Below are 18,074 nucleotides of genomic sequence, written 5' to 3'. Positions count from 1 at the left end.
AGACCCGGGCGGCTAGAACCCGATGGCCGACCTGGACCCGGCCGGTCGGAACCCAATCGGTCGCGGTCGGCCACCGGGCTGGCCGCGCCGACCTGCCCGCCCGGTTCGTCGCGTACGTCGTCCGTGCGTCGACGCGATGCCTTGACCTCCGCTGCGCCTGCGGCCAACTGCTGGGCGCTGCGGTTCACGTCGTCGACGGCGGTGCCGGCCGTGCGGGCGAGCGCATCGATGATGTGCGGGTTGTGGTCGAGCGTGTCGAGCGCGCGGCCCAGGATTCTGGTCAGCTGCTCCAACCGCACCCGCAGCTGCGCCTCGGCGTTGACCCCGTCGATGTTCAACTCGCCGCCGTTGAGGTGCACCCGTACGCCGGCGTCGACCTGGAGCAGGTTGGCCACCCGGGCCCGCAGCGACAGGTCGGCCTCCAGGCCGTCGACCGCCAGTCGGATGGAGTCGACGGAGACCTTCGGAATGTCGAGCAGGACGTCCGGGTTCCCGTTGTCGACGTTCCGGTCCGGCTCCCGCTGCTGCCCACTGTCGCTCATGCTCTCCCGCCCCACCTGCACACCAGCCCGGTCGTCCGGGCTGTTGGGCGCGGTTACCCGCTTTCCGGCGGGCCATCCCGTCCGTGACGGCTCAACGACCCTCTGTCTGGAACCGGGCACCGCACGAAGCTGCACACCGAGGCATCAGCCGGTATGGTCCGGGCCTATGGGACAGGAATTGACTGATCCGGCCGACATCCGGCAGGACGTCGGCCAGTTCTCTCTCCGGTGCAGCCTTCTCGTCCCGGGCTCCCCCGAGCACGCGTTCGCGGTCTTCACCGACGAGCTGACCGACTGGTGGGTCACTGAATACACCTGGTCCGGCCCGGACGCGCTGGCCGAGCTGGGCATGGAGCCCCGGGCCGGCGGCATGCTCTACGAGTTGGGCCCGTACGGTTTCCGCGCCGACTGGGGCCGGGTGCTCACCTGGGATCCGCCTCGCCGGCTGGTCTTCGTCTGGCAGATCGGCCCCGACCGGGCGCCGGTGCCGGACCCGGCCCGCGCGAGCGAGGTCGAGGTGCTGTTCAATGCCGAGGGGCCGGAACACACCCGGGTCGAGCTGGAGCACCGGCACTTCGACAGGCACGGCGAGGCTGCCGAGGGTTACCGCAAGGCGCTCACGGCTGGCTGGCACGAGTTGCTCACCCGCTACGTCGCCACTGTGTCGCGCCACCGCCCCGGCACGACGGCCTGACGACCCGCCGGGTCACCGGCCGAGCCGCCGACCGGCGGAGGCGCCGCCGAGGTCCCGACCACCAAGGTTCGCGCGTTGGCCGGCCTCCGCCCCGGAACCGAAGCCGGTGCCGCCCAACCGACGTGGCGGTGCGGTACGCAGCCGTGGGTACTCCTCGGTGAGCCGGCGCTGCACCCGGTCGGATCGGTCGGCCAGCACCAGTGCCATCGACGGTGCGCCCGACTCGCTGGCCGCCGCCGACTCGGCCGCCCAGAGTCGACCTCCGACCACCTCCGCGAAGCCGGCCAGCCAGGAGCGACGGAAGGCGGCGGGGTGGTCGTCCGCGGGCACCTCGGTGGCGGCCAGGCCGTGCGCCGCCTGGACGAGCAGTGAGGTGAAGAGCAGGTCGACCCGTTCCAGGTCACTGGCGAAGCCGAAGAGGTGCAGGGCGAAGCCGTTGCCCTGCCGACGGCGTACGCAGCGGCAGCGCAGCGGCTCGGCCACGGCGGCGAGCAGGCCGACCTTGTCGCGGGCGTACGGGGCGACGACGTCCAGCACCCGATCGCCCACCGGGTCGGTGGTCGGGTCCCGGGCGGCGAGCAGCGCCCTGTCGACGCCGTAGCGGGCGATCAGCTCGGTCGCCTTGGCGGTGAACGCGGCGGACTCGGCGGGCGTGCAGGCCGGGTCCTCGGCCTGGGCCAACAGCTTGCGCACCTTGCTGAGCATGGCCTCGGACATGCCTACAGAGCTACCACACGGGCCGGACATCACCGGGGCCGCGCGGTGATCGATCGATACGTATCATCGTCACGGCCAGATGATCAGTCCGACACGGACGGTCAGCCAACTGTTTGGAGGAACGAACGGATGCCATCCCCGACCGCTCGTCTGCTCGCCGTCGCCACGGCCACCGCACTGCTCTCCGTCGGCACGCCCGCGCGGGCGGAGCCGACCACACCGACCACGCCGGTCAGCTCCGGGCCGAACGCGTTCGCCCCGCTCGCCACCTGCTACGGCGGCGCGGTCCGGTCGTACTTCGAGACCGGACGGTACGGCGGCTCGGCCGGCCAGTACCGCACCACGACGCGCTGTCGCGACATCAACGTGCGCAACGCGAGCGTGTACGCCACCGACGCGTGCGTGATCTTCGTCGACAAGACGAGCGCCTGCAACTACTGGACCTACCTGCCGGCCAACTCGGGCTGGATCACGGTGGCGACAAACGTCCGGGACGGCGTCAACTTCCGGGTCCGCTTCGAGAACCTGCGGTACGAGTACGAACCGCTGATCGCGTACCACGCGTTCTGACCGACCCGCGCGGTCGCGGCGTCCGCCCCCCGACGGACGCCGCGACCCGGCGGTGCGTCACCCGGCGCGGCTGCGCAGTGTGGCGATCGTCGAGCCGGCGAGTGTGAGCAGGCAGTCGGGGAGCAGACCGTCGGCGGCCGCCGCACCGAACAGCGCCTCCCCGGTCGGCTCGTCCCGATTCGCGTACGCGCTGACGAAGCGGGCCACCCAGCGGGTGTCGTACCCGGCCTGCTCTATCCCCGGAAAGTCGAGCGCCGCCCCGCTGGCCGCCGGCGCGTCGCCGAGCATGGTCGCGGCCAGGCACCAGGCGACGCCGTACGCACCGTCCAGGCCGGCCCGGTCGAAGACCGCGTCGAACGCTCCCACCACCGCTTCTCCATCGCCGGTCAGCGCCGAACGGAGCACGGCGGCCGCGTCATCGAACGTCTGCTGTGGTAGGTCGGTCACGCAGCGCACAGTAGGACGGGCGGTCAAGCGCCCCCCGCAACCGTCACTGTCCGTGTTCAACGCGAGCTACCTGCGCATTACGCCACCTCCACGGTCCCGCCGCCGGCCTCGGCACGCTAATGTGCGCAGCGGACCTTCGCCGGAGGAAGGACGACCATGTTCGTATCACGCCGCTCGCGGGTAGCCACACTGGCTGCCTGCGCGACGATCCTGCTCGCCACAAGCGCTTGCGGGGATGACAAGCCCGAAGAGGCCAGCGCCCAACAGGTGCGCCTCTACGGCACGGACGGCAACATGCTCAACTCCTATCCTGCGGAGTTGAAGGAACGGGCGAGTCTCGTCGACGGGATGAAGGGCACCACGCCCCTCGTTCCGCTGCCAGACGACTTCAAGGGCCGGCTACGGGCCGTCAATCCGGCGCTGACGGACTACGTGTACTCCGCCGAGACGTACGACGCGGTGGTGATCGCCGTGCTCGCCTCCCAGTTGGCTGGGAGCACCGACCCGGCCGCCATCACCAAGCAGATCGTCGCCGTGACAAACGACGGGCAGCGCTGCGAGGACCCGGCAAGCTGTCTCACGCTGGCCCGCAACGGGCAGGACATCGAGTACCGCGGCGTGTCGCTGACCCGGGCGGGCTTCACCGACAAGGGTGAGCCGGCCACCGCGAGCTACGCCACGCTGACCTTCGACGGGCAGCAGATCAACGACGGTAAGACCGAGTTCGTCGGCGCGGGCATCGAGTCGGCGGCGAGCACCAAGGCCCCGCCGAAGCCGAAGAAGCAGCGCCCGGGTGGCGCCGCCGCCGACCAGGAGCCGCTGATCCTGGGCGGCCTGCTGCCGAAGACCGGTGACCTCTCGATCGCCTACCCGCCGATGGCCGCCGGCGCCGCACTGGCGATCAAGGAGATCAACGCCGCTGGCGGCGCACTGGGCAAGCCGGTGACGTGGCTCGACGGCGACGACGGCACCAACCCGGCGGTGGCCAAGGCGACGGTGGCCAAGCACGTGACGGACGGCGTCAGCGTGATCATCGGTGCCGGCGGTTCGGGCATCTCCCGGGCGGTGCTGCCGGACGTGGTGCAGGCCGGGAAGATTCTCTTCTCCCCGTCCAACACCGACGCCAGCCTCACCGATGTGGACGACCAGGGCCTCTACTTCCGTACCGCCCCGCCGGACAGCCTCCAGGGCCGGGCGCTGGCCGACGTGATCCTCCGCGACGGGTCACAGAAGATCGTCATCGTCGCCCGCAAGGACTCCTACGGTGAGGGCCTCCAGGGCACCGTCCGCGACGAGCTGGAGAAGGCCGGTATCGCCAACGACCGGCTCAAGCTGTTGACGTACGAGCCGCCGGCCGACGCCAAGGCCGCTCCGGTCGACTTCAGCGGCGGCGCGAAGCAGATCAAGGAATTCGGCGCGGACGCCGTACTGATCATCGGTTTCGGTGAGTCCGCTCAGGTGATCCGCGGCCTGGCCGACGCCGGGGTGCAGATCCGGCAGTAGGCAGGACCAGAGATCCACGACGGCCGCACCGGCTTCCCGCCGGTGCGGCCGTTTCTTATACGCGGATCAGCGCGGCCGGCGGCGCTCCAGGAACTCGGTCATCCGGCGGTGCTTCTCGTCGTCCTCGAAGAGCACCGCCTGGCTGACCAGGTCGAGATGCGGGTGCGCGGCGGCGGGGGCGTCCACCGCCAGCTTGGTCAGCCGCACCGCCAACGGTGAGCCCAGGGCGATCTCGTCCAGCAACGCGTGCGCCACCGTCAGCAGTTCGCCGGGCTCGTCCACCACCCGGTTCACCAGGCCGATCCGCAGGGCCTCCGCGGCGTCCACCCGCCGGCCGGTGAAGAGCAGCTCCTTGGCCCGGCCCTCGCCGATCAACGCGGGCAGCCGGTGGGTCGCGCCAGCGCCGGCCAGGATGCCCAACCGCACCTCCGGTTGCCCGAAGACCGCCCGCGCCGTGCACACCCGCAGATCGCAGGCGTACGCCAGCTCCGCGCCGCCGCCCAACGCCGGGCCGTCGACGGCAGCCACGGTCGGCATCGGCAGCGCCCGGATGCGGGCGAAGGCAGCCGAGTTGATCGCGGCGAGGGCGTCCGTACGGCCCCGTTCGCGGAGCTGGCCGATGTCGGCGCCACCGGCGAAGATGCCCGACGCGCCGCCGGTGAGCAGCAGCAGGCGCGGGCGCGCCTCCAACTCGGCGCAGACCTGGTGCAGCTCGGCGATCAGGTCGGCGTCGATGGCGTTGCGCTTCTCCGGCCGGTCCAGTGTGACCACCAGCCGGTCCGGCCGCTCCTCGATCCGCAACCCGCTCACCGGACCCACCTTCCGTTCGCGACTGCGGGGCTCGCAGGCTCACTCCTCGCGCTCACTGTTTGCCCCCGGCTTCCCAGCGGTAGAAGCCCTGCCCGGACTTCTTACCCAGCCGCCCCGCGGCCACCATCTCCACCAGCAGCGGTGGCGGCGCGAAACGGTCCCCGTACGCGGCCTGAAGGGTGCGGGCGATGTCCAGCCGCACGTCGAGGCCGACCAGGTCGGTGAGCTCCAACGGCCCGATCGGGTGCCGGTAGCCGAGCACCATTGCCTTGTCGATGTCCGCCGGGCTGGCCACCCCGTCGGCGACCATCCGGATCGCCTCCAGCCCGAGGGTGACCCCGAGCCGGGAGGTGGCGAAGCCGGGCATGTCGCGTACGACGACGGGGTCCTTGCCGAGCCGGCCGGCGAGCGCGACGGCCGCGGCGGTGGTCTCCTCGGCGGTGGCCGGGCCGACCACGATCTCCAGCAGCGCCATCGCCCAGACCGGGTTGAAGAAGTGCAGGCCGAGGAAGCGCTCGGGCGCGTCCAGCTCGGCGGCCAGCGCCCCGATGGCGATGCTGGAGGTGTTGCTGCCCAGCAGCTCCGGGCGCAGCGCGGCGGCGTCCCGGAGCACCGCACGCTTCACCTCGAGGCGCTCCGGCACCGCCTCCACGATCACCTGGGGGTCGGGGGCGACAGCGGCGAGGGTCGGGCGCAGCGTCACCCGCCGCCGGTTCGTGGCGGCCTCGTCGGCGCTCAGCTTCCCGCGCTGCACCGCCCGCTCCCACAGCTCGGCGAGCCGGTTCAGCGCGGCCGCACCCCGCTCGGGGTCCACCTCGACCAACTCGACGGCGTGCCCTGCGCCGGCCGCCACGTACGCGATGCCAAGCCCCATCGTGCCGGCACCGACGACCACGAAACGATCGCTCATCACGCCTCCCTGTCCCGCCCGCCGACGCGCGGGGTCCCCGCTGCGCCGGCCCGGGTGTCCCGCCCGCTCCGCTCGCTCATGGTGCGACCCTAGACAGCGCGACGACCCGGCCCATGCGTGGGGGAGCGCCGGATCGGGTAATGACGGCCCGTCAACCGAGGGAAGGACCGCATCGACATGAGCCAGGCACCGGAGAGCGTCACCGACGGGGAGATCGTGGAGACCCGAGGCGACGAGCGGGTCGAACTGCTGCGCGCCGACACCAACAACGACGGCAAGACCGACGTGTGGGTGGTGGACACCGACGGCGACGGCAAGGCGGACCTGTTCCAGTTCGACACCGACGGCGACGGCAAGGTGGACATCACCATGGTCGACATCGACGAGGACGGCCAACCGGACGAGGTGGTCGACGGCGACGGCGGTCTCCCGCCCGAGCAGCTCCCCCCGACCGTCCAGGTCTGAGACGTACGCCGGCCTCGCTCTCCGCCGGGCGGAGAGCGGGGCCGTCCTGCTCAGTCGACGAGGCGCAGGGTGGCCAGGTAGTAGGGGGCGTCGCGGTCGTCCACATCGGTGAGCCGCCAACCGGTGCCGTGCACCAGGCTGGCGAACTCGTCAGCCGAGCAGACCAGGTAGTCGAACCACTCGGTGCTCAACTCGCGGTAGCGCAGCCGCAGCCGCAGCTGGCCACCGAGCCGGCCGCGCCGACGGTTGCGCTCGTGGTAGCCGGTGTGCAGCGGGTCGCGGGTGCCGTACGGGTCGGTGCCCTGCGCGATGATCTGCGCCCCCGGTCGGGCCAGCGCGGCGAGCGCGGCCAGGAACTCGGGAGCACGCTCCCGCCCCTCGAACAGCCCGAGGTTGTTGCCGAGCAGCAGGAACGTGTCGTACCGCGACCCGTCGGCGACGTGCGTGTCGACGGTGCCGTGCACCAGCCGCCGGACACCGCGACGCCGGCTCACCTCCAGCGCGCCCGCTGAGGTGTCCAGCCCGGTGACCGGTACGCCGCGCTTCTGGAGCAGCAGCGCGATCCGGCCGGCGCCGGTGCCGATGTCCAGCGTCTCGCCGTGGGCCCGGTCCACCGCGCGGTGGTCGTACGGCTGCCACTCCGCGGGCCCGTCCAGGTAGTGCGCGGACGGGGCGCCGTTGATCAGACCGTCGTCCCGTTCGATGATCTCGATGACCGGTCGCGGCAGTCGACCACCGACCAGGGGCCGGGGACCCACCCCGGTGGCCACGGCGAGCGTGTCTCGCAGCAGTTCGCCGATCACGTCACCGATTAGGGGCTCAACCGTCACGACGTTCACGCTATCCGGCCACTCAGTCGCCTGCGCCGGCCGTATCCTGGCGGCGTGACCATGCTGGACCGCCTGTCGGCCGAGAAGTACATCCTGCTCACGACCTTTCGCACTGACGGTCGGGCGGTGCCGACCCCGGTCTGGGCGGTGCGCGACGGGGAGGCCCTGGCGGTCTGGACCCGGGCCGACTCGGGCAAGGTGAAGCGGATCCGCCGCAACGGCGAGGTGACAGTGGCACCGTGCGACGTGCGGGGTCGGCCACACGGAGCGGAGGTGTCAGCCCACGCGACGATCTACGGGGGCGGCGACACCGGTCGGGTCCGCGACCTGCTCAAGCACAAGTACCGCCTGATCGGTCGGCTGAGCCTGCTGGGCAGCCGGTTGCGTCGCGGCGAGGGCGGCACTGTCGGCATCCGGGTGACGTTGGCCGAGCCGCGGCGCTGACCCGCGGCCGGGGTCGTGCTCGGCGGGGCATACGAAAGGGGCGGCGGATCGAGATCCACCGCCCCTGACGAAGAACTCTTGCCTGCTCAGTCGCCCTGCCGCTGCTGCGGGATCTGGCCCTGCAACAGCGCCCTGACCTCCGACTCACGGTACCGACGGTGGCCACCCAGGGTGCGGATGGCACTGAGCTTGCCAGCCTTGGCCCACCGGGTCACCGTCTTCGGGTCGACCCGGAACATCGACGCCACCTCGGCCGGCGTGAGTAGCGGCTCTGGTTCGTGCGTTCGCGATGCCATCGGTCACTCCTCCACATGTATAGACATCGGCCGGGGTCCCGCCGGCCGACGCGTCTCCCATGGTCCGGCTAGTCCCCGATGTCCGACATGGGCCGAACGGATGAAGGTCCCTAGACGGACGGATGAACCATGCCCGATTTTTACGACTTTTACACGGCAGAAAGTACCTTATTCGGACTCATGATCACGGTTCGTGATGCGTCAACTACGAGCACAACTCACCTTGGGAGCGCTCCTAGGGTGATATGCCCTAGTTGCACCGCTCCAAAAGCTGCACCGCGCGCCACCGCGCCACCAACGTGTCGTACGCGGCCGACGCCTCCTCGGCCTCGCCGCGCGACAGCCCCGCGAGGCCGCTGGCGACCAGCTCGGGCGAGTCGTCCGCGGTGAGCGTCTCGTCGGAGAGCAGGTCGACCAGACCGCCGTAGTCCAGTTCGACCACTGACCGCGGATGGAACTCCTCCAGCCAGCGCGCCGCCTCCTCCACCGCCTCGGTGATCGGCGCCTCGCCCACCGACTTGCGCAGCACCGACAGCGCCCGCGACGAGCGGCGTCGAGCCTTGGAGATCTCGGTGCGGTAGCGCAACGCCCGCCGGCCCGGCTGGGTGACCAGGTCCCGCTCCGCCGGGTCGAAGAGCACGAACCACCGCAGTGGTACGCCCCAGGTCGCGATCTGCTCGTGCACCCGGGGCACCCCGTGCTCCAGCACCCGGGCGCCACTGCGCCAGTCGTCCACCACCGCCCTGGCCTGCCCGGCGAGCACCGGCGGCACGAAGGCGTCGGCGAGCACCGAGGGCACCCCGTCCCGGGCGCTGAGCGCCGCCTCAGCGACCCGGATGCGCAGGTTCCACGGGCAGACCAGCAGGCCGTCGTCCGTCTCCAGGACGTACGCCTCCTCCGGCAGGTCCGGCAGTCGGGTCCAACCGGCGCCCAGCGCCTCGATCACCGCCGTCCGCTGCCGACCGGGCCCCTCGACCGGGGCGATCGCGCGCCCCTCCGAGACGTAGCGGCGCCAGTAGCTCTGCCGGTCTCGATCGAAGGCGGCCAGCGGTTCGTACACGCGCAGGTAAGAAGCGAAGAGCGACGGCACCGCGCGATCCTCCCACGAACCACGCCCGTACGCGGTCAGCGGCCGGAGCACGCGCGCCGCACCGTGGGACGGCGGCGGCGCGTCGAGCGCCCGCCCGGCGGCCGATACTAGGCTCGATCACACCGGCAGCATCCCCGCCGGGGTCCACCAGGTCCGCGTCCCACAAGGACGCACACCACAGTAGGAGCCAACAATGGGCGTATTCGCGAGCACCGACGACCCGGTATCGACCGGTCACGAACAGGTCGTGTTCTGCCAGGACAAGCAGAGCGGCCTGAAGGCGATCATCGGGATCTACTCCACCGCGCTGGGCCCGGCGCTCGGCGGCACCCGCTTCTACCCGTACGCGAGCGAGGACGACGCCCTCGCCGACGTGCTGGACCTGTCCCGCGGGATGGCGTACAAGAACGCGCTCGCCGGGCTGGACCTGGGCGGCGGCAAGGCCGTCATCTGGGGCGACCCGGAGCAGATCAAGAGCGAGGCGCTGCTGCGCGCGTACGGTCGCTTCGTGGAGTCGCTGGGCGGCCGCTACTACACCGCCTGTGACGTCGGCACGTACGTCGCGGACATGGATGTCGTGGCCCGGGAGACCCGTTACGTGACCGGGCGCAGCGTGGAGCACGGCGGCGCCGGCGACTCGTCGATCCTCACCGCCTGGGGTGTCTTCCAGGGGATGCGGGCCGCTGCCGAGCACGTGTGGGGCACCCCGAGCCTGCGGGGCCGGCGGGTCGGCGTGGCCGGGCTGGGCAAGGTCGGCAAGTACCTCACCGGGCACCTGCTGGAGGATGGCGCCGAGGTGGTCGCCACCGACGTCAACCCGAAGGCCCTGGCGTGGGTGCGCAGCAACCACCCGCAGGTCACCCTCGTCGACGACGCCAGCGCGCTGGTCGCCGCGGACATCGACGTGTACGCGCCGTGCGCGCTGGGCGGCGCCCTGAACGACGACACCGTGCCGGCGCTGCGCGCCAAGGTGGTCACTGGGGCGGCGAACAACCAGCTCGCCCACCCGGGCATCGAGAAGCTGCTCGCCGACCGGGGCATCCTCTACACCCCGGACTACGTGGTCAACGCGGGCGGCGTGATCCAGGTGGCCGACGAGATCGAGGGCTTCAACTTCGACCGGGCGAAGCTGCGGGCGACCCGGATCTTCGACACCACCCGCGAGATCCTGCACCTTGCTGACGCGGAGGGCGTGCCGCCGGCGGTGGCGGCCGACCGTCTGGCGGAGCGGCGGATGGCGGACGTCGGCCGGCTGCGCGCGATCCACCTGCGCTGAGCGTCCCCCGGGGGCGGATCGACGAGATCCGCCTCCGGGCCCCGGTGCCGAGCGTCGCTGGGTAAGCTGAGCCGGGGTCAAATTTTGATGCGGTTTGTCCGGTGTCACGGGCGCTAACCGTTCCGCTCCTTACCCGGTACACTGGGTGATGGCCGGATCGACGCGACGCGCAGAGCCGGCTGACGGTAACCCGAGGTGCCGAACGATGGCATCCCCATGTACCGTAAGAGCCACGAGAGATGCCTGACGTCATCGGGGCCCGCCTTCGGGCTGCCCCGCATTCTGTGCGAGGGGGTCGAGCCATGGGGCGCGGCCGTGCTAAGGCCAAGCAGACTAAGGTGGCGCGGGAGTTGAAGTACCACTCCCCGAACACCGACCTCACCGCTTTGCAGCGCGAACTGGCGGGTGCTGGTAAGTCTGAGCACCACTTCGACGACGACTCTAAAGAGTTCGTCGACGACGATGATGAGGATCACGCGGACGACGATCCGGATCCCTGGGTCCGTCCGACCCGCTGACCTCTCGACGCAGCTGAGCACGCGGTAACCCCCGCGTGCTCACGCACGTCCCGTGCAGGTGCAGTCGCCGACGATCAGGGGCCTGGCCCGACCGGATCCACTCCGGTCGCTCGACAGGCCCCTGACAACGGCTCCCTCAGCGCGGGCGATTGTTCCAGTTGTAGAACGTCGGGATGTTCTCGAAGTGGTTCCACGCGCAGACCGCGCTGGAGCCCTCGCCGCCCGACACCTCCGAACGCAACCGCCGTGCGTCCTCGGCCTCCTGAAGCAGCGTGACGAGCGCGGGAGCCGCGTCCCGCACCCGTTCGGTGACTCCGTCGTCCGCTTCGCGCTCAGGCCGCCGGTGACTGGTGGTCTCGGGCATGCTCCAACACTCCCTCCAATAGGCGGATCTTGCTGTTGCGGCAGTGCTCGGTCTCCGTACCGTCAAAACGCCCCAGTTCGAAGTAACGGTTGGCGGCATGGCCACCACCGCAGAAACCGAAGTACGGGCAGGACGCCCGACACGCCTCCACCCCGGCCAGGAACTCCCCCACCCACGGCGTCGTCGCCGCGTCGCCGAGGATCTGCGCCAACGGGGTCGTCAGCACGTTGCCGCTGCTGAAGTCGCCGTAGCGGGGGTCGGTGAAACCGGCCAACTCCGGGGAGAGCACGATCACCGAGCCGTCGTGACCGATGGTCGGGATCGGATCCAGATGGCGGGGCAGCAACCCGTCCGCCGAGTTGTCGAGCACCGCCGCGGCGTAGCGCAACGACCACTCGATCTCGCGGAGGTGGATCCGGGGCTCCCGGCGCCACGCCCCTACCAACTCCGCCCAGAACGCCGACACCGCCGACGGATCGTGGCGGTTGTCGCGGGTGTTGACTCCCTCAGTCTCCTCGATGTTGATGCCCAGTACGTCGCAACCCAGCTCGAGGAAGTAGTCGTACAGCTCGGTGGCGAGCCCCGGCTCGGGCCGGGACACCACGGCCAGCGCGGAGAAGGGCAGACCGCGCCGCCGCAGCACCGAGATGCCGTGCAGGATCCGGTCGTACGCCGGCTGACCACCCCGGTTGACCCGGTCGCCGTTGCGCGCCCGGGGCCCGTCGACGCTCACGCTCACCCGCATCTCGTGCCGGGTGAAGAAATCGCACCAGTCGTCGTCGATGAGGGTGGCATTGGTCTGCACATGGTGCTCGACCTCTGGCCCGAACGGGGCGATCAGATCGGCCAGGTGCTCTCGACCGGCGGCCAGGGGCTCGCCGCCGTGCCACACGACGGAGAACCGACCGTTGGCCGCCCAGGGATTGACAGCGGCCGCGACCGCCTCGGCCACCGCCACCGGCATCCGGCGGTCGGCGGCGCGAAACGGCAGATAGCAGTACGCGCAGTCGAGGTTGCAGAGGGTGGTGGGCTGCATGACGACGTACGACGGGACGGCGGCCAGACCGCGCATCCCGCTGAACGACTGTCCCCGAGCAGCCATCGCCCTCCTCCGCCTAGCCTGAGGGTGCCCTTCAGGCTAGGCGGCATTGGCCACTCGGGTGAAGCCCTGATCAGGTGCCCGTACGATCACCGGGAGGTGATCATCCTCGGGTGTGCTGACCGACCATCTGCACGTTGCCGGTGCCCTCGATGATCTCGCCGGCCTGCCACGCCTCGACACCACGGCCGGTCAGGGTGGCCAGCGCCCGGTCGGCGTCCTCGGCCGAGACGATCGCGAACATGCCGACACCCATGTTGAAGGTCGACTCCATGTCGTGGTCGTCGATCCGACCCTTCGTCTGGATCAGGTCGAAGATCGGCTGCGGCTTCCAGGTAGACCGGTTGACCACCGCGTCGACGTGCTCGGGCAGCACCCGGACCAGGTTGCCGGGGATTCCGCCGCCGGTGATGTGGGACAGCGCCCGCACCTCGGCCTCGGCGATCAGCTTGAGGCAGTCCTTGGCGTAGATCTTGGTCGGCGTGAGCAGCTCCTCGCCGAGGGTCCGCTGCCGACCGAAGTCGTCGATCACGATGTCCAGACGCATTCGGGCCGCGCCCAGCAGCACGTGCCGGACCAGCGAGTACCCGTTGGAGTGCAGGCCGGAGGAGCGCATGGCGATCACCACGTCGCCCACCTCGACCCGCTCGGGGCTCAGGATGTCGGCTTCCTCGACCACGCCCACGCCGGTCGCGGAGATGTCGTACTCGTCCGGACGCAGGACGCCGGGGTGCTCGGCGGTCTCCCCGCCCAGCAGCGCGCAGCCGGCGTAGCGGCAGCCGTCGGCGATGCCCGCGCCGATCTCGGCGACCTTGTCCGGCACGACCTCGCCGGTGGCGATGTAGTCGAGCAGGAACAGCGGCTCGGCGCCGCAGGCCACCAGGTCGTCGACGACCATGGCGACGAGGTCGATGCCGACCGTGTCGTGAATGTCCATCTGCTGGGCGATCACCAGCTTGGTGCCCACCCCGTCGGTGGAGGACGCCAGGATCGGGCTCTTGTACTTCTTCGTGTCCAGCCGGAACAGGCCGGCGAAGCCACCGAGGTCACCGAGCACCTCGGGACGGCGGGTCTGCCGCACCTTCGACTTGAGCAGCTCCACGGCGCGGTCACCCGCGTCGATGGAGACACCGGCGTCGGCGTACGAGACCGAGCGTTTGCGCGCCTGGCGGCCAGCACCGCCCGTCCACGGCTGGCGGTCGCCGCCGGCGCCGGTCGGGCTGCTTCCTGCGCCGCTGCGCTCGGACACGTGCGTCACGGTTCTCCCCTTTGGTTCTCGGTGCCGCCGGCGGTAGCCGGGCCGCGCCGGTTGGTGCTACGGGCGGTTTGCGGTAACGCCACCCGGAGTGGCGACGGACGAGCCGTTGGTGTGCGTGGCCTCCGGCGCCGAGTTGGCGACGCGTCGACCCACCCCTTCGAGCACGTGCTTGCCGATCAGGTTGCCGGCTGGCAACTCGATCGGGTACTCCCCATCGAAACACGCCCGACACAACCTGGTCTTCGGCTGCTCGGTCGCGGCGATCAGACCGGGAAGGGACACGAAGCCCAGCGTGTCGGCGCCGATGGAGCGCCGGATGCCGTCGTTGTCCAACCCGTTGGCCAGCAGCTCCGCCCGGGTGGCGAAGTCGATGCCGTAGAAGCACGGCCAGCTGACCGGCGGGGAGGAGATCCGGACGTGCACCTCCAGCGCCCCCGCCTCGCGCAGCATCCGCACGATGGCGCGCTGGGTGTTGCCGCGCACGATCGAGTCGTCCACGACCACCAACCGCTTGCCGCGGACGTTCTCCCGCAGCGGGTTGAGCTTGAGCCGGATGCCAAGCTGACGCAGGGTCTGCGACGGCTGGATGAAGGTGCGACCCACGTACGGGTTCTTCATCAGGCCGGCGCCGTACGTAATGCCGGACGCCTCCGCGTACCCGATGGCGGCCGGGGTGCCCGACTCGGGCACCGGGATCACCAGGTCGGCCTCGACCGGGTGCTCCTTGGCCAACTGCCGGCCGATCTGCACCCGCGCCGAGTGGACGTTGCGCCCGGCGATCGTGGCGTCCGGGCGGGCGATGTAGACGTACTCGAAGAGGCAGCCCTTCGGTTCCGGCGCGGCGAACCGGGTGGAGCGCAGCCCGTTCTCGTCGATCGCGATCAGCTCGCCCGGCTCGACCTCACGCACCACGCTGGCGCCGACGATGTCGAGGGCGGCCGTCTCGCTGGCGACGACCCAGCCGCGCTCCAGGCGGCCGAGCACCAGCGGGCGGACACCGTGCGGATCGCGGGCCGCGTAGAGGGTCGACTCGTCCATGAAGACGAAGCTGAACGCGCCGCGCAGCTGCGGCAACACCTCCAGCGCGGCCGCCTCGACCGACAGATCCGGTCGGCTGGCGAGCAGCATCGTCACCAGGGAGGTGTCGTTTGTCGAACCGTCAGCGATGAGGCCGCGCTCGGCGACCTCCTTCTCCAGCTCGGCAGTGTTGACCAGGTTGCCGTTGTGGGCCAGCGCGATGGTCGTGCCGGAGGTGGTCGACCGGATCGTCGGCTGAGCGTTCTCCCAGTTGGACGCGCCGGTGGTGGAGTATCGAGCGTGCCCGATAGCCAGGTGACCACGCAGGCTGGCCAGGGTGGGCTCGTCGAAGACCTGCGCCACCAGGCCGAGATCCTTGTAGACCACCACGCCGGAGCCATCGCTCACCGCGATGCCCGCCGCCTCCTGGCCGCGGTGCTGTAGGGCGTAGAGGCCGAAGTAGGTCAGATTGGCAACCTCTTCGCCGGGGGCCCAGACGCCGAAGACGCCGCAGGCGTCCTGTGGGCCGGGTCGTTGGGGGTCAAGGTCGTGGCTCAGCCGGCCGTCGCCTCGGGGCACCTACCGCTCCCTCATGCTGGTCTGGACCGGCCGGGCGGGGATCACGGGCGGATCCACTCTCCTCTGCCGGGACCACTGTCATCGCCTGACAGTGTACGCGAATCGACGTCAATACAGAAAGTCACGATTCCCCTGCTCAGCGTCACTGCGAGTGGGACATCGGGACGACTAGAGGGGCAGATACGCCGACAGGTCCGCGCGGTTGCCACTCATCTGGACCCGACCGTCGGTGACCGCCGACGCCCAGTCGAGCCTGCCGGTGGCCAGCTCCAACCAGGTGTTCGGGGCCATCTCGACCACGTTTGGTGGATTTCCCCTGGTGTGTCGAGGCCCCGGTACGCACTGGATCGCCCCGTATGGTGGGACGCGCACCTCCACCGATCGGCCGGGGGCGCGCTCCGCGAGGACGGCCAACAACGACCGGACCGCCTCTCGGAACACCGGCCGTTCGGGTGTACGCCCCTCGTCGAGCGCCGACAACGCGGCCGTAACGGCAGCGGACTTACTGTGCGGAGAGGACACGACGGGACGATACGACCCTCAGGCCAAACACGCGACGCTGGCCCTGGGTCGCGCTCATGCAGTCGGACAAGGCATAGTTGCCGACGGCGTATTCGTACCGTGATGATCCCCGGCCCGGCGCCCCGCCGGTCAGAGGGAAGTCAGCCCGGAAGGCGGTGGACGTGTCAACACACCGACGTGCCTGGAAGCAGCGGGCCGGTGTGGTCGTAGCGCTGGTTGCCGGCGCTCTGCTCGCCGTCCCCGCCACACCAGCAATGGCCGCTCCCAACGTTACAGATGTCTCGGCCTCCCCGAGCAGCGTCGAGGCCGGCAAGACCACGAAGATCAGCTACCGACTCGCCTTCGAAGACGGCGGAGGGCCTGCTGACATCAGTTTCAGCTCGAGCAACTCGAAGTTGACCTGCGTTGACGGGTGTTCCCGCGGCCGGGTGACATCTAGCGGCAGCTTCGACGCCACCTTCAAGGCAGCGGACGATGCAGCCAACGGCAGCGCCACGATCACCGTCAAGGCGACGGACTCCACCGGAGTCGTGAAGCAGACCGAAGAGGCGTCAACGACTGTCACGTTGGTGGCCAAGGCAGCGCCGCCGCCGCAGAACCAGACCGTGCGGTCGGTCTCCGGCAAGGTGGTCGCGCAGGCCGACGGCAAGGCAGTGCCGAACGCGTTCGTGGTCCTCCAGGACACCGCCGGTCACCGTTACGACGCCACCAGCAACGGCAGCGGCGACTTCCGGTTCACCGGCACCACCCAGAACCCGATCGCGCCCGGACGGATCGACCTGGGCGCGTCGTTCGACAACATCAAGGCTTTCAAGTCCCTGAACGCCAGCGCCGGACAGGCCGTCACCGGTCAGCGGCTCAGTCTCGCGATCAAGGCCGAGGCGACGCCCAGCGCCACCCCGTCCGCGACCCCCGAGGCCACCCCCACCGAAGAGGCGACCGAGGAGGGCACCGAGGAGCAGCCCACCGAGGAGGCCAGCCAGGGCGCCCCGGCGAATGCCGCGAACAACGAGGACGGCGGCGGCCTCAGCTCGTACCTGATCATCCTGCTCGGTGGCCTCCTGGTCGCCGCCGGTGTCGGCACGATCGTGCTGCTCTGGATGAAGCGCAGGGAGAACGGCGACGACGACGCTCCGGCAGCTGCCGGTGGCGGCGGTGTGGTGCCGCCTTCGCGGGGCGGGTTCCGCGGTCCCGACGACCACACCCGGGTGGTCGGCGGTCGTCCCGGCGGTGGAGCGGACCCGACCATGGTCGGCGGCGCGGCGCTGAGCGAGGCGCCGACGATGATGCACCGACCGGTGGTCGACGACGTTCCGCCGGACCCGTACGGCGCGCCTGCCCAGGCGTACGGCGGCGCGGGTCAGCAGGGCTGGGGCGGCGCCGGCTACGGCGAGGATCCAGCGTCCGCTGGTTACGGTGCCGGCGGCTACGGCAACGCCCCAGCCTCCGGTGGCGGCTACGGCACTCCGGCCGGCCCGGAGGGCGGGTACGGCGCCGGTGCGGCCGGTGACGGTTACGGTGCCGCGCCCGGTGCCGGTTACGGCAATGCTCCGGCCTCCGGTGCCGGCTACGGGAACGCCCCTGCCTCCGGTGCCGGCTACGGGAACGCTCCAGCCTCCGGTGGCGGCTACGGCGGTCGTGACTACGACGCCCCGGGCGGCACCGCCGCCTACCCGCCGGCTCCCGCTGGCGGAGCGGCCTACGGCGAGCGGTTCGACGAGCCGACCGGCCGGTACAACGGCGACAGCACCCAGTACCCGGCCCCGGCCGACCCGTACGCCACAGGCGTCTACCAGCCGGAGCAGGCGCAGGGGTACGGCCAGCCCGAAGCAGCCCCGTACGGCGGTCGCGCCGCCGAGCCAACCGCCGGATACGGCGCTCCGGAGGCTGGCGGGTACGACCAGGGCGGCTACGGTCAACCGGCCGGTGCCTACGACCAGGGCGGCAACTACGGCCAGGAGCCTCCTCCGCAGCAGCGCGGCGGCTACGACGACCGGGGCTACGACCAGGGCGGCTACGGCCAGCCCGCCGGTGCCTACGACCAGGGCGGCAACTACGGCCAGGAGCCTCCTCCGCAGCAGCGCGGCGGCTACGACGACCGGGGCTACGACCAGGGCGGCTAC

General features: G+C 70.8%; 20 protein-coding genes and 1 pseudogene. 8 read left to right on the top strand and 13 right to left on the bottom strand.

From position 1 onward, the window contains the following. Positions 1 to 542 (bottom strand): annotated as a pseudogene (locus tag AB0C19_RS04460) (hypothetical protein); the annotation flags it as partial. 166 nt (positions 543 to 708) lie between these two features. Here AB0C19_RS04460 and AB0C19_RS04455 point away from each other — a divergent pair. Continuing rightward, positions 709 to 1,236 (top strand): SRPBCC family protein, encoded by a 528-nt coding sequence (locus AB0C19_RS04455; RefSeq protein ID WP_357179192.1) that lies wholly within the window; start codon positions 709 to 711, stop codon positions 1,234 to 1,236. A gap of 12 nt (positions 1,237 to 1,248) precedes the next feature. On the opposite strand, the gene AB0C19_RS04450 is transcribed toward AB0C19_RS04455, so the two are convergent. Continuing rightward, positions 1,249 to 1,953 carry a DUF2786 domain-containing protein gene (locus AB0C19_RS04450; protein WP_357179188.1) on the bottom strand — a complete coding sequence of 235 codons (705 nt, stop codon included), beginning with the start codon at positions 1,951 to 1,953 and terminating at the stop codon, positions 1,249 to 1,251. Positions 1,954 to 2,082: 129 nt separating this feature from the next. Between AB0C19_RS04450 and AB0C19_RS04445 the strand changes: the two genes are divergently transcribed. Beyond that, complete coding sequence (locus AB0C19_RS04445) at positions 2,083 to 2,523, top strand: hypothetical protein (RefSeq protein ID WP_357179185.1); 441 nt, start codon at positions 2,083 to 2,085, stop codon at positions 2,521 to 2,523. 57 nt (positions 2,524 to 2,580) lie between these two features. Here the strand turns inward: AB0C19_RS04445 and AB0C19_RS04440 are convergent, their stop codons facing one another. Next, complete coding sequence (locus AB0C19_RS04440) at positions 2,581 to 2,970, bottom strand: hypothetical protein (RefSeq protein ID WP_357179183.1); 390 nt, start codon at positions 2,968 to 2,970, stop codon at positions 2,581 to 2,583. A 156-nt stretch (positions 2,971 to 3,126) separates the two neighbouring features. On the opposite strand from AB0C19_RS04440, the gene AB0C19_RS04435 reads away from it, so the two are divergent. Then, entirely contained in the window at positions 3,127 to 4,473 is a 1,347-nt protein-coding gene (locus AB0C19_RS04435; protein WP_357179180.1) for an ABC transporter substrate-binding protein, read from the top strand. Between the two features lie 66 nt (positions 4,474 to 4,539). On the opposite strand, the gene AB0C19_RS04430 is transcribed toward AB0C19_RS04435, so the two are convergent. Both AB0C19_RS04430 and AB0C19_RS04425 read right to left on the bottom strand, forming a co-directional pair. Then, positions 4,540 to 5,283, bottom strand: a complete 744-nt coding sequence (locus AB0C19_RS04430) for an enoyl-CoA hydratase/isomerase family protein (protein WP_112586217.1) — start codon at positions 5,281 to 5,283, stop codon at positions 4,540 to 4,542. 52 nt (positions 5,284 to 5,335) lie between these two features. Next, positions 5,336 to 6,193, bottom strand: a complete 858-nt coding sequence (locus AB0C19_RS04425; RefSeq protein WP_357179176.1) for a 3-hydroxyacyl-CoA dehydrogenase family protein — start codon at positions 6,191 to 6,193, stop codon at positions 5,336 to 5,338. A 177-nt stretch (positions 6,194 to 6,370) separates the two neighbouring features. On the opposite strand from AB0C19_RS04425, the gene AB0C19_RS04420 reads away from it, so the two are divergent. Continuing rightward, positions 6,371 to 6,658 (top strand): hypothetical protein, encoded by a 288-nt coding sequence (locus AB0C19_RS04420; RefSeq protein WP_091396025.1) that lies wholly within the window; start codon positions 6,371 to 6,373, stop codon positions 6,656 to 6,658. A gap of 50 nt (positions 6,659 to 6,708) precedes the next feature. Here AB0C19_RS04420 and AB0C19_RS04415 read toward each other — a convergent pair whose 3' ends face one another. Beyond that, positions 6,709 to 7,488, bottom strand: coding sequence for a class I SAM-dependent methyltransferase (locus tag AB0C19_RS04415; protein ID WP_357179171.1), 780 nt, complete (start codon positions 7,486 to 7,488; stop codon positions 6,709 to 6,711). Between the two features lie 54 nt (positions 7,489 to 7,542). Between AB0C19_RS04415 and AB0C19_RS04410 the strand changes: the two genes are divergently transcribed. Further along, positions 7,543 to 7,932, top strand: coding sequence for a PPOX class F420-dependent oxidoreductase (locus AB0C19_RS04410; RefSeq protein ID WP_357179167.1), 390 nt, complete (start codon positions 7,543 to 7,545; stop codon positions 7,930 to 7,932). Between the two features lie 86 nt (positions 7,933 to 8,018). On the opposite strand, the gene AB0C19_RS04405 is transcribed toward AB0C19_RS04410, so the two are convergent. Together AB0C19_RS04405 and AB0C19_RS04400 are read right to left on the bottom strand one after the other, a co-directional pair. Further along, positions 8,019 to 8,228, bottom strand: a complete 210-nt coding sequence (locus AB0C19_RS04405; RefSeq protein ID WP_007073996.1) for a BldC family transcriptional regulator — start codon at positions 8,226 to 8,228, stop codon at positions 8,019 to 8,021. 250 nt (positions 8,229 to 8,478) lie between these two features. Further along, positions 8,479 to 9,318, bottom strand: a complete 840-nt coding sequence (locus tag AB0C19_RS04400) for a hypothetical protein (protein WP_357179518.1) — start codon at positions 9,316 to 9,318, stop codon at positions 8,479 to 8,481. Positions 9,319 to 9,511: 193 nt separating this feature from the next. Here AB0C19_RS04400 and AB0C19_RS04395 point away from each other — a divergent pair, with 193 nt between their 5' ends. Together AB0C19_RS04395 and AB0C19_RS04390 are read left to right on the top strand one after the other, a co-directional pair. After that, entirely contained in the window at positions 9,512 to 10,594 is a 1,083-nt protein-coding gene (locus tag AB0C19_RS04395) for a Glu/Leu/Phe/Val dehydrogenase dimerization domain-containing protein (protein ID WP_357179164.1), read from the top strand. Between the two features lie 302 nt (positions 10,595 to 10,896). After that, positions 10,897 to 11,112 (top strand): DUF3073 domain-containing protein, encoded by a 216-nt coding sequence (locus tag AB0C19_RS04390; RefSeq protein WP_030332207.1) that lies wholly within the window; start codon positions 10,897 to 10,899, stop codon positions 11,110 to 11,112. A 136-nt stretch (positions 11,113 to 11,248) separates the two neighbouring features. Here AB0C19_RS04390 and amcA read toward each other — a convergent pair whose 3' ends face one another. The 5 genes from amcA to AB0C19_RS04365 all read right to left on the bottom strand — a co-directional run bounded on the left by amcA (position 11,249) and on the right by AB0C19_RS04365 (position 15,951). Further along, positions 11,249 to 11,476 carry a multiple cyclophane-containing RiPP AmcA gene (gene amcA, locus AB0C19_RS04385; RefSeq protein ID WP_357179161.1) on the bottom strand — a complete coding sequence of 76 codons (228 nt, stop codon included), beginning with the start codon at positions 11,474 to 11,476 and terminating at the stop codon, positions 11,249 to 11,251. Next, the gene (amcB, locus tag AB0C19_RS04380) at positions 11,445 to 12,548 is read right to left on the bottom strand and encodes a cyclophane-forming radical SAM peptide maturase AmcB (protein ID WP_357179515.1); all 1,104 of its coding nucleotides are present in this window, start codon (positions 12,546 to 12,548) and stop codon (positions 11,445 to 11,447) included. The genes amcA and amcB overlap by 32 nt, the downstream gene beginning before the upstream one ends. Positions 12,549 to 12,678: 130 nt before the next feature. Continuing rightward, complete coding sequence (gene purM, locus AB0C19_RS04375) at positions 12,679 to 13,833, bottom strand: phosphoribosylformylglycinamidine cyclo-ligase (protein ID WP_196920530.1); 1,155 nt, start codon at positions 13,831 to 13,833, stop codon at positions 12,679 to 12,681. A gap of 57 nt (positions 13,834 to 13,890) precedes the next feature. After that, entirely contained in the window at positions 13,891 to 15,429 is a 1,539-nt protein-coding gene (purF, locus tag AB0C19_RS04370; RefSeq protein WP_350854664.1) for an amidophosphoribosyltransferase, read from the bottom strand. A gap of 168 nt (positions 15,430 to 15,597) precedes the next feature. Then, the gene (locus AB0C19_RS04365) at positions 15,598 to 15,951 is read right to left on the bottom strand and encodes a sterol carrier family protein (protein WP_357179156.1); all 354 of its coding nucleotides are present in this window, start codon (positions 15,949 to 15,951) and stop codon (positions 15,598 to 15,600) included. A gap of 428 nt (positions 15,952 to 16,379) precedes the next feature. Between AB0C19_RS04365 and AB0C19_RS04360 the strand changes: the two genes are divergently transcribed. Next, a partial coding sequence (locus tag AB0C19_RS04360; protein ID WP_357179153.1) for a hypothetical protein occupies positions 16,380 to 18,074 on the top strand: 1,695 nt, incomplete at its 3' end.

Source organism: Micromonospora sp. NPDC048842 (assembly GCF_040649935.1).
GTDB lineage: Bacteria > Actinomycetota > Actinomycetes > Mycobacteriales > Micromonosporaceae > Micromonospora > Micromonospora hortensis.
Note: the sequence above shows the minus strand (reverse complement) of the source record. Positions and strands in the feature narration are given on the sequence as shown.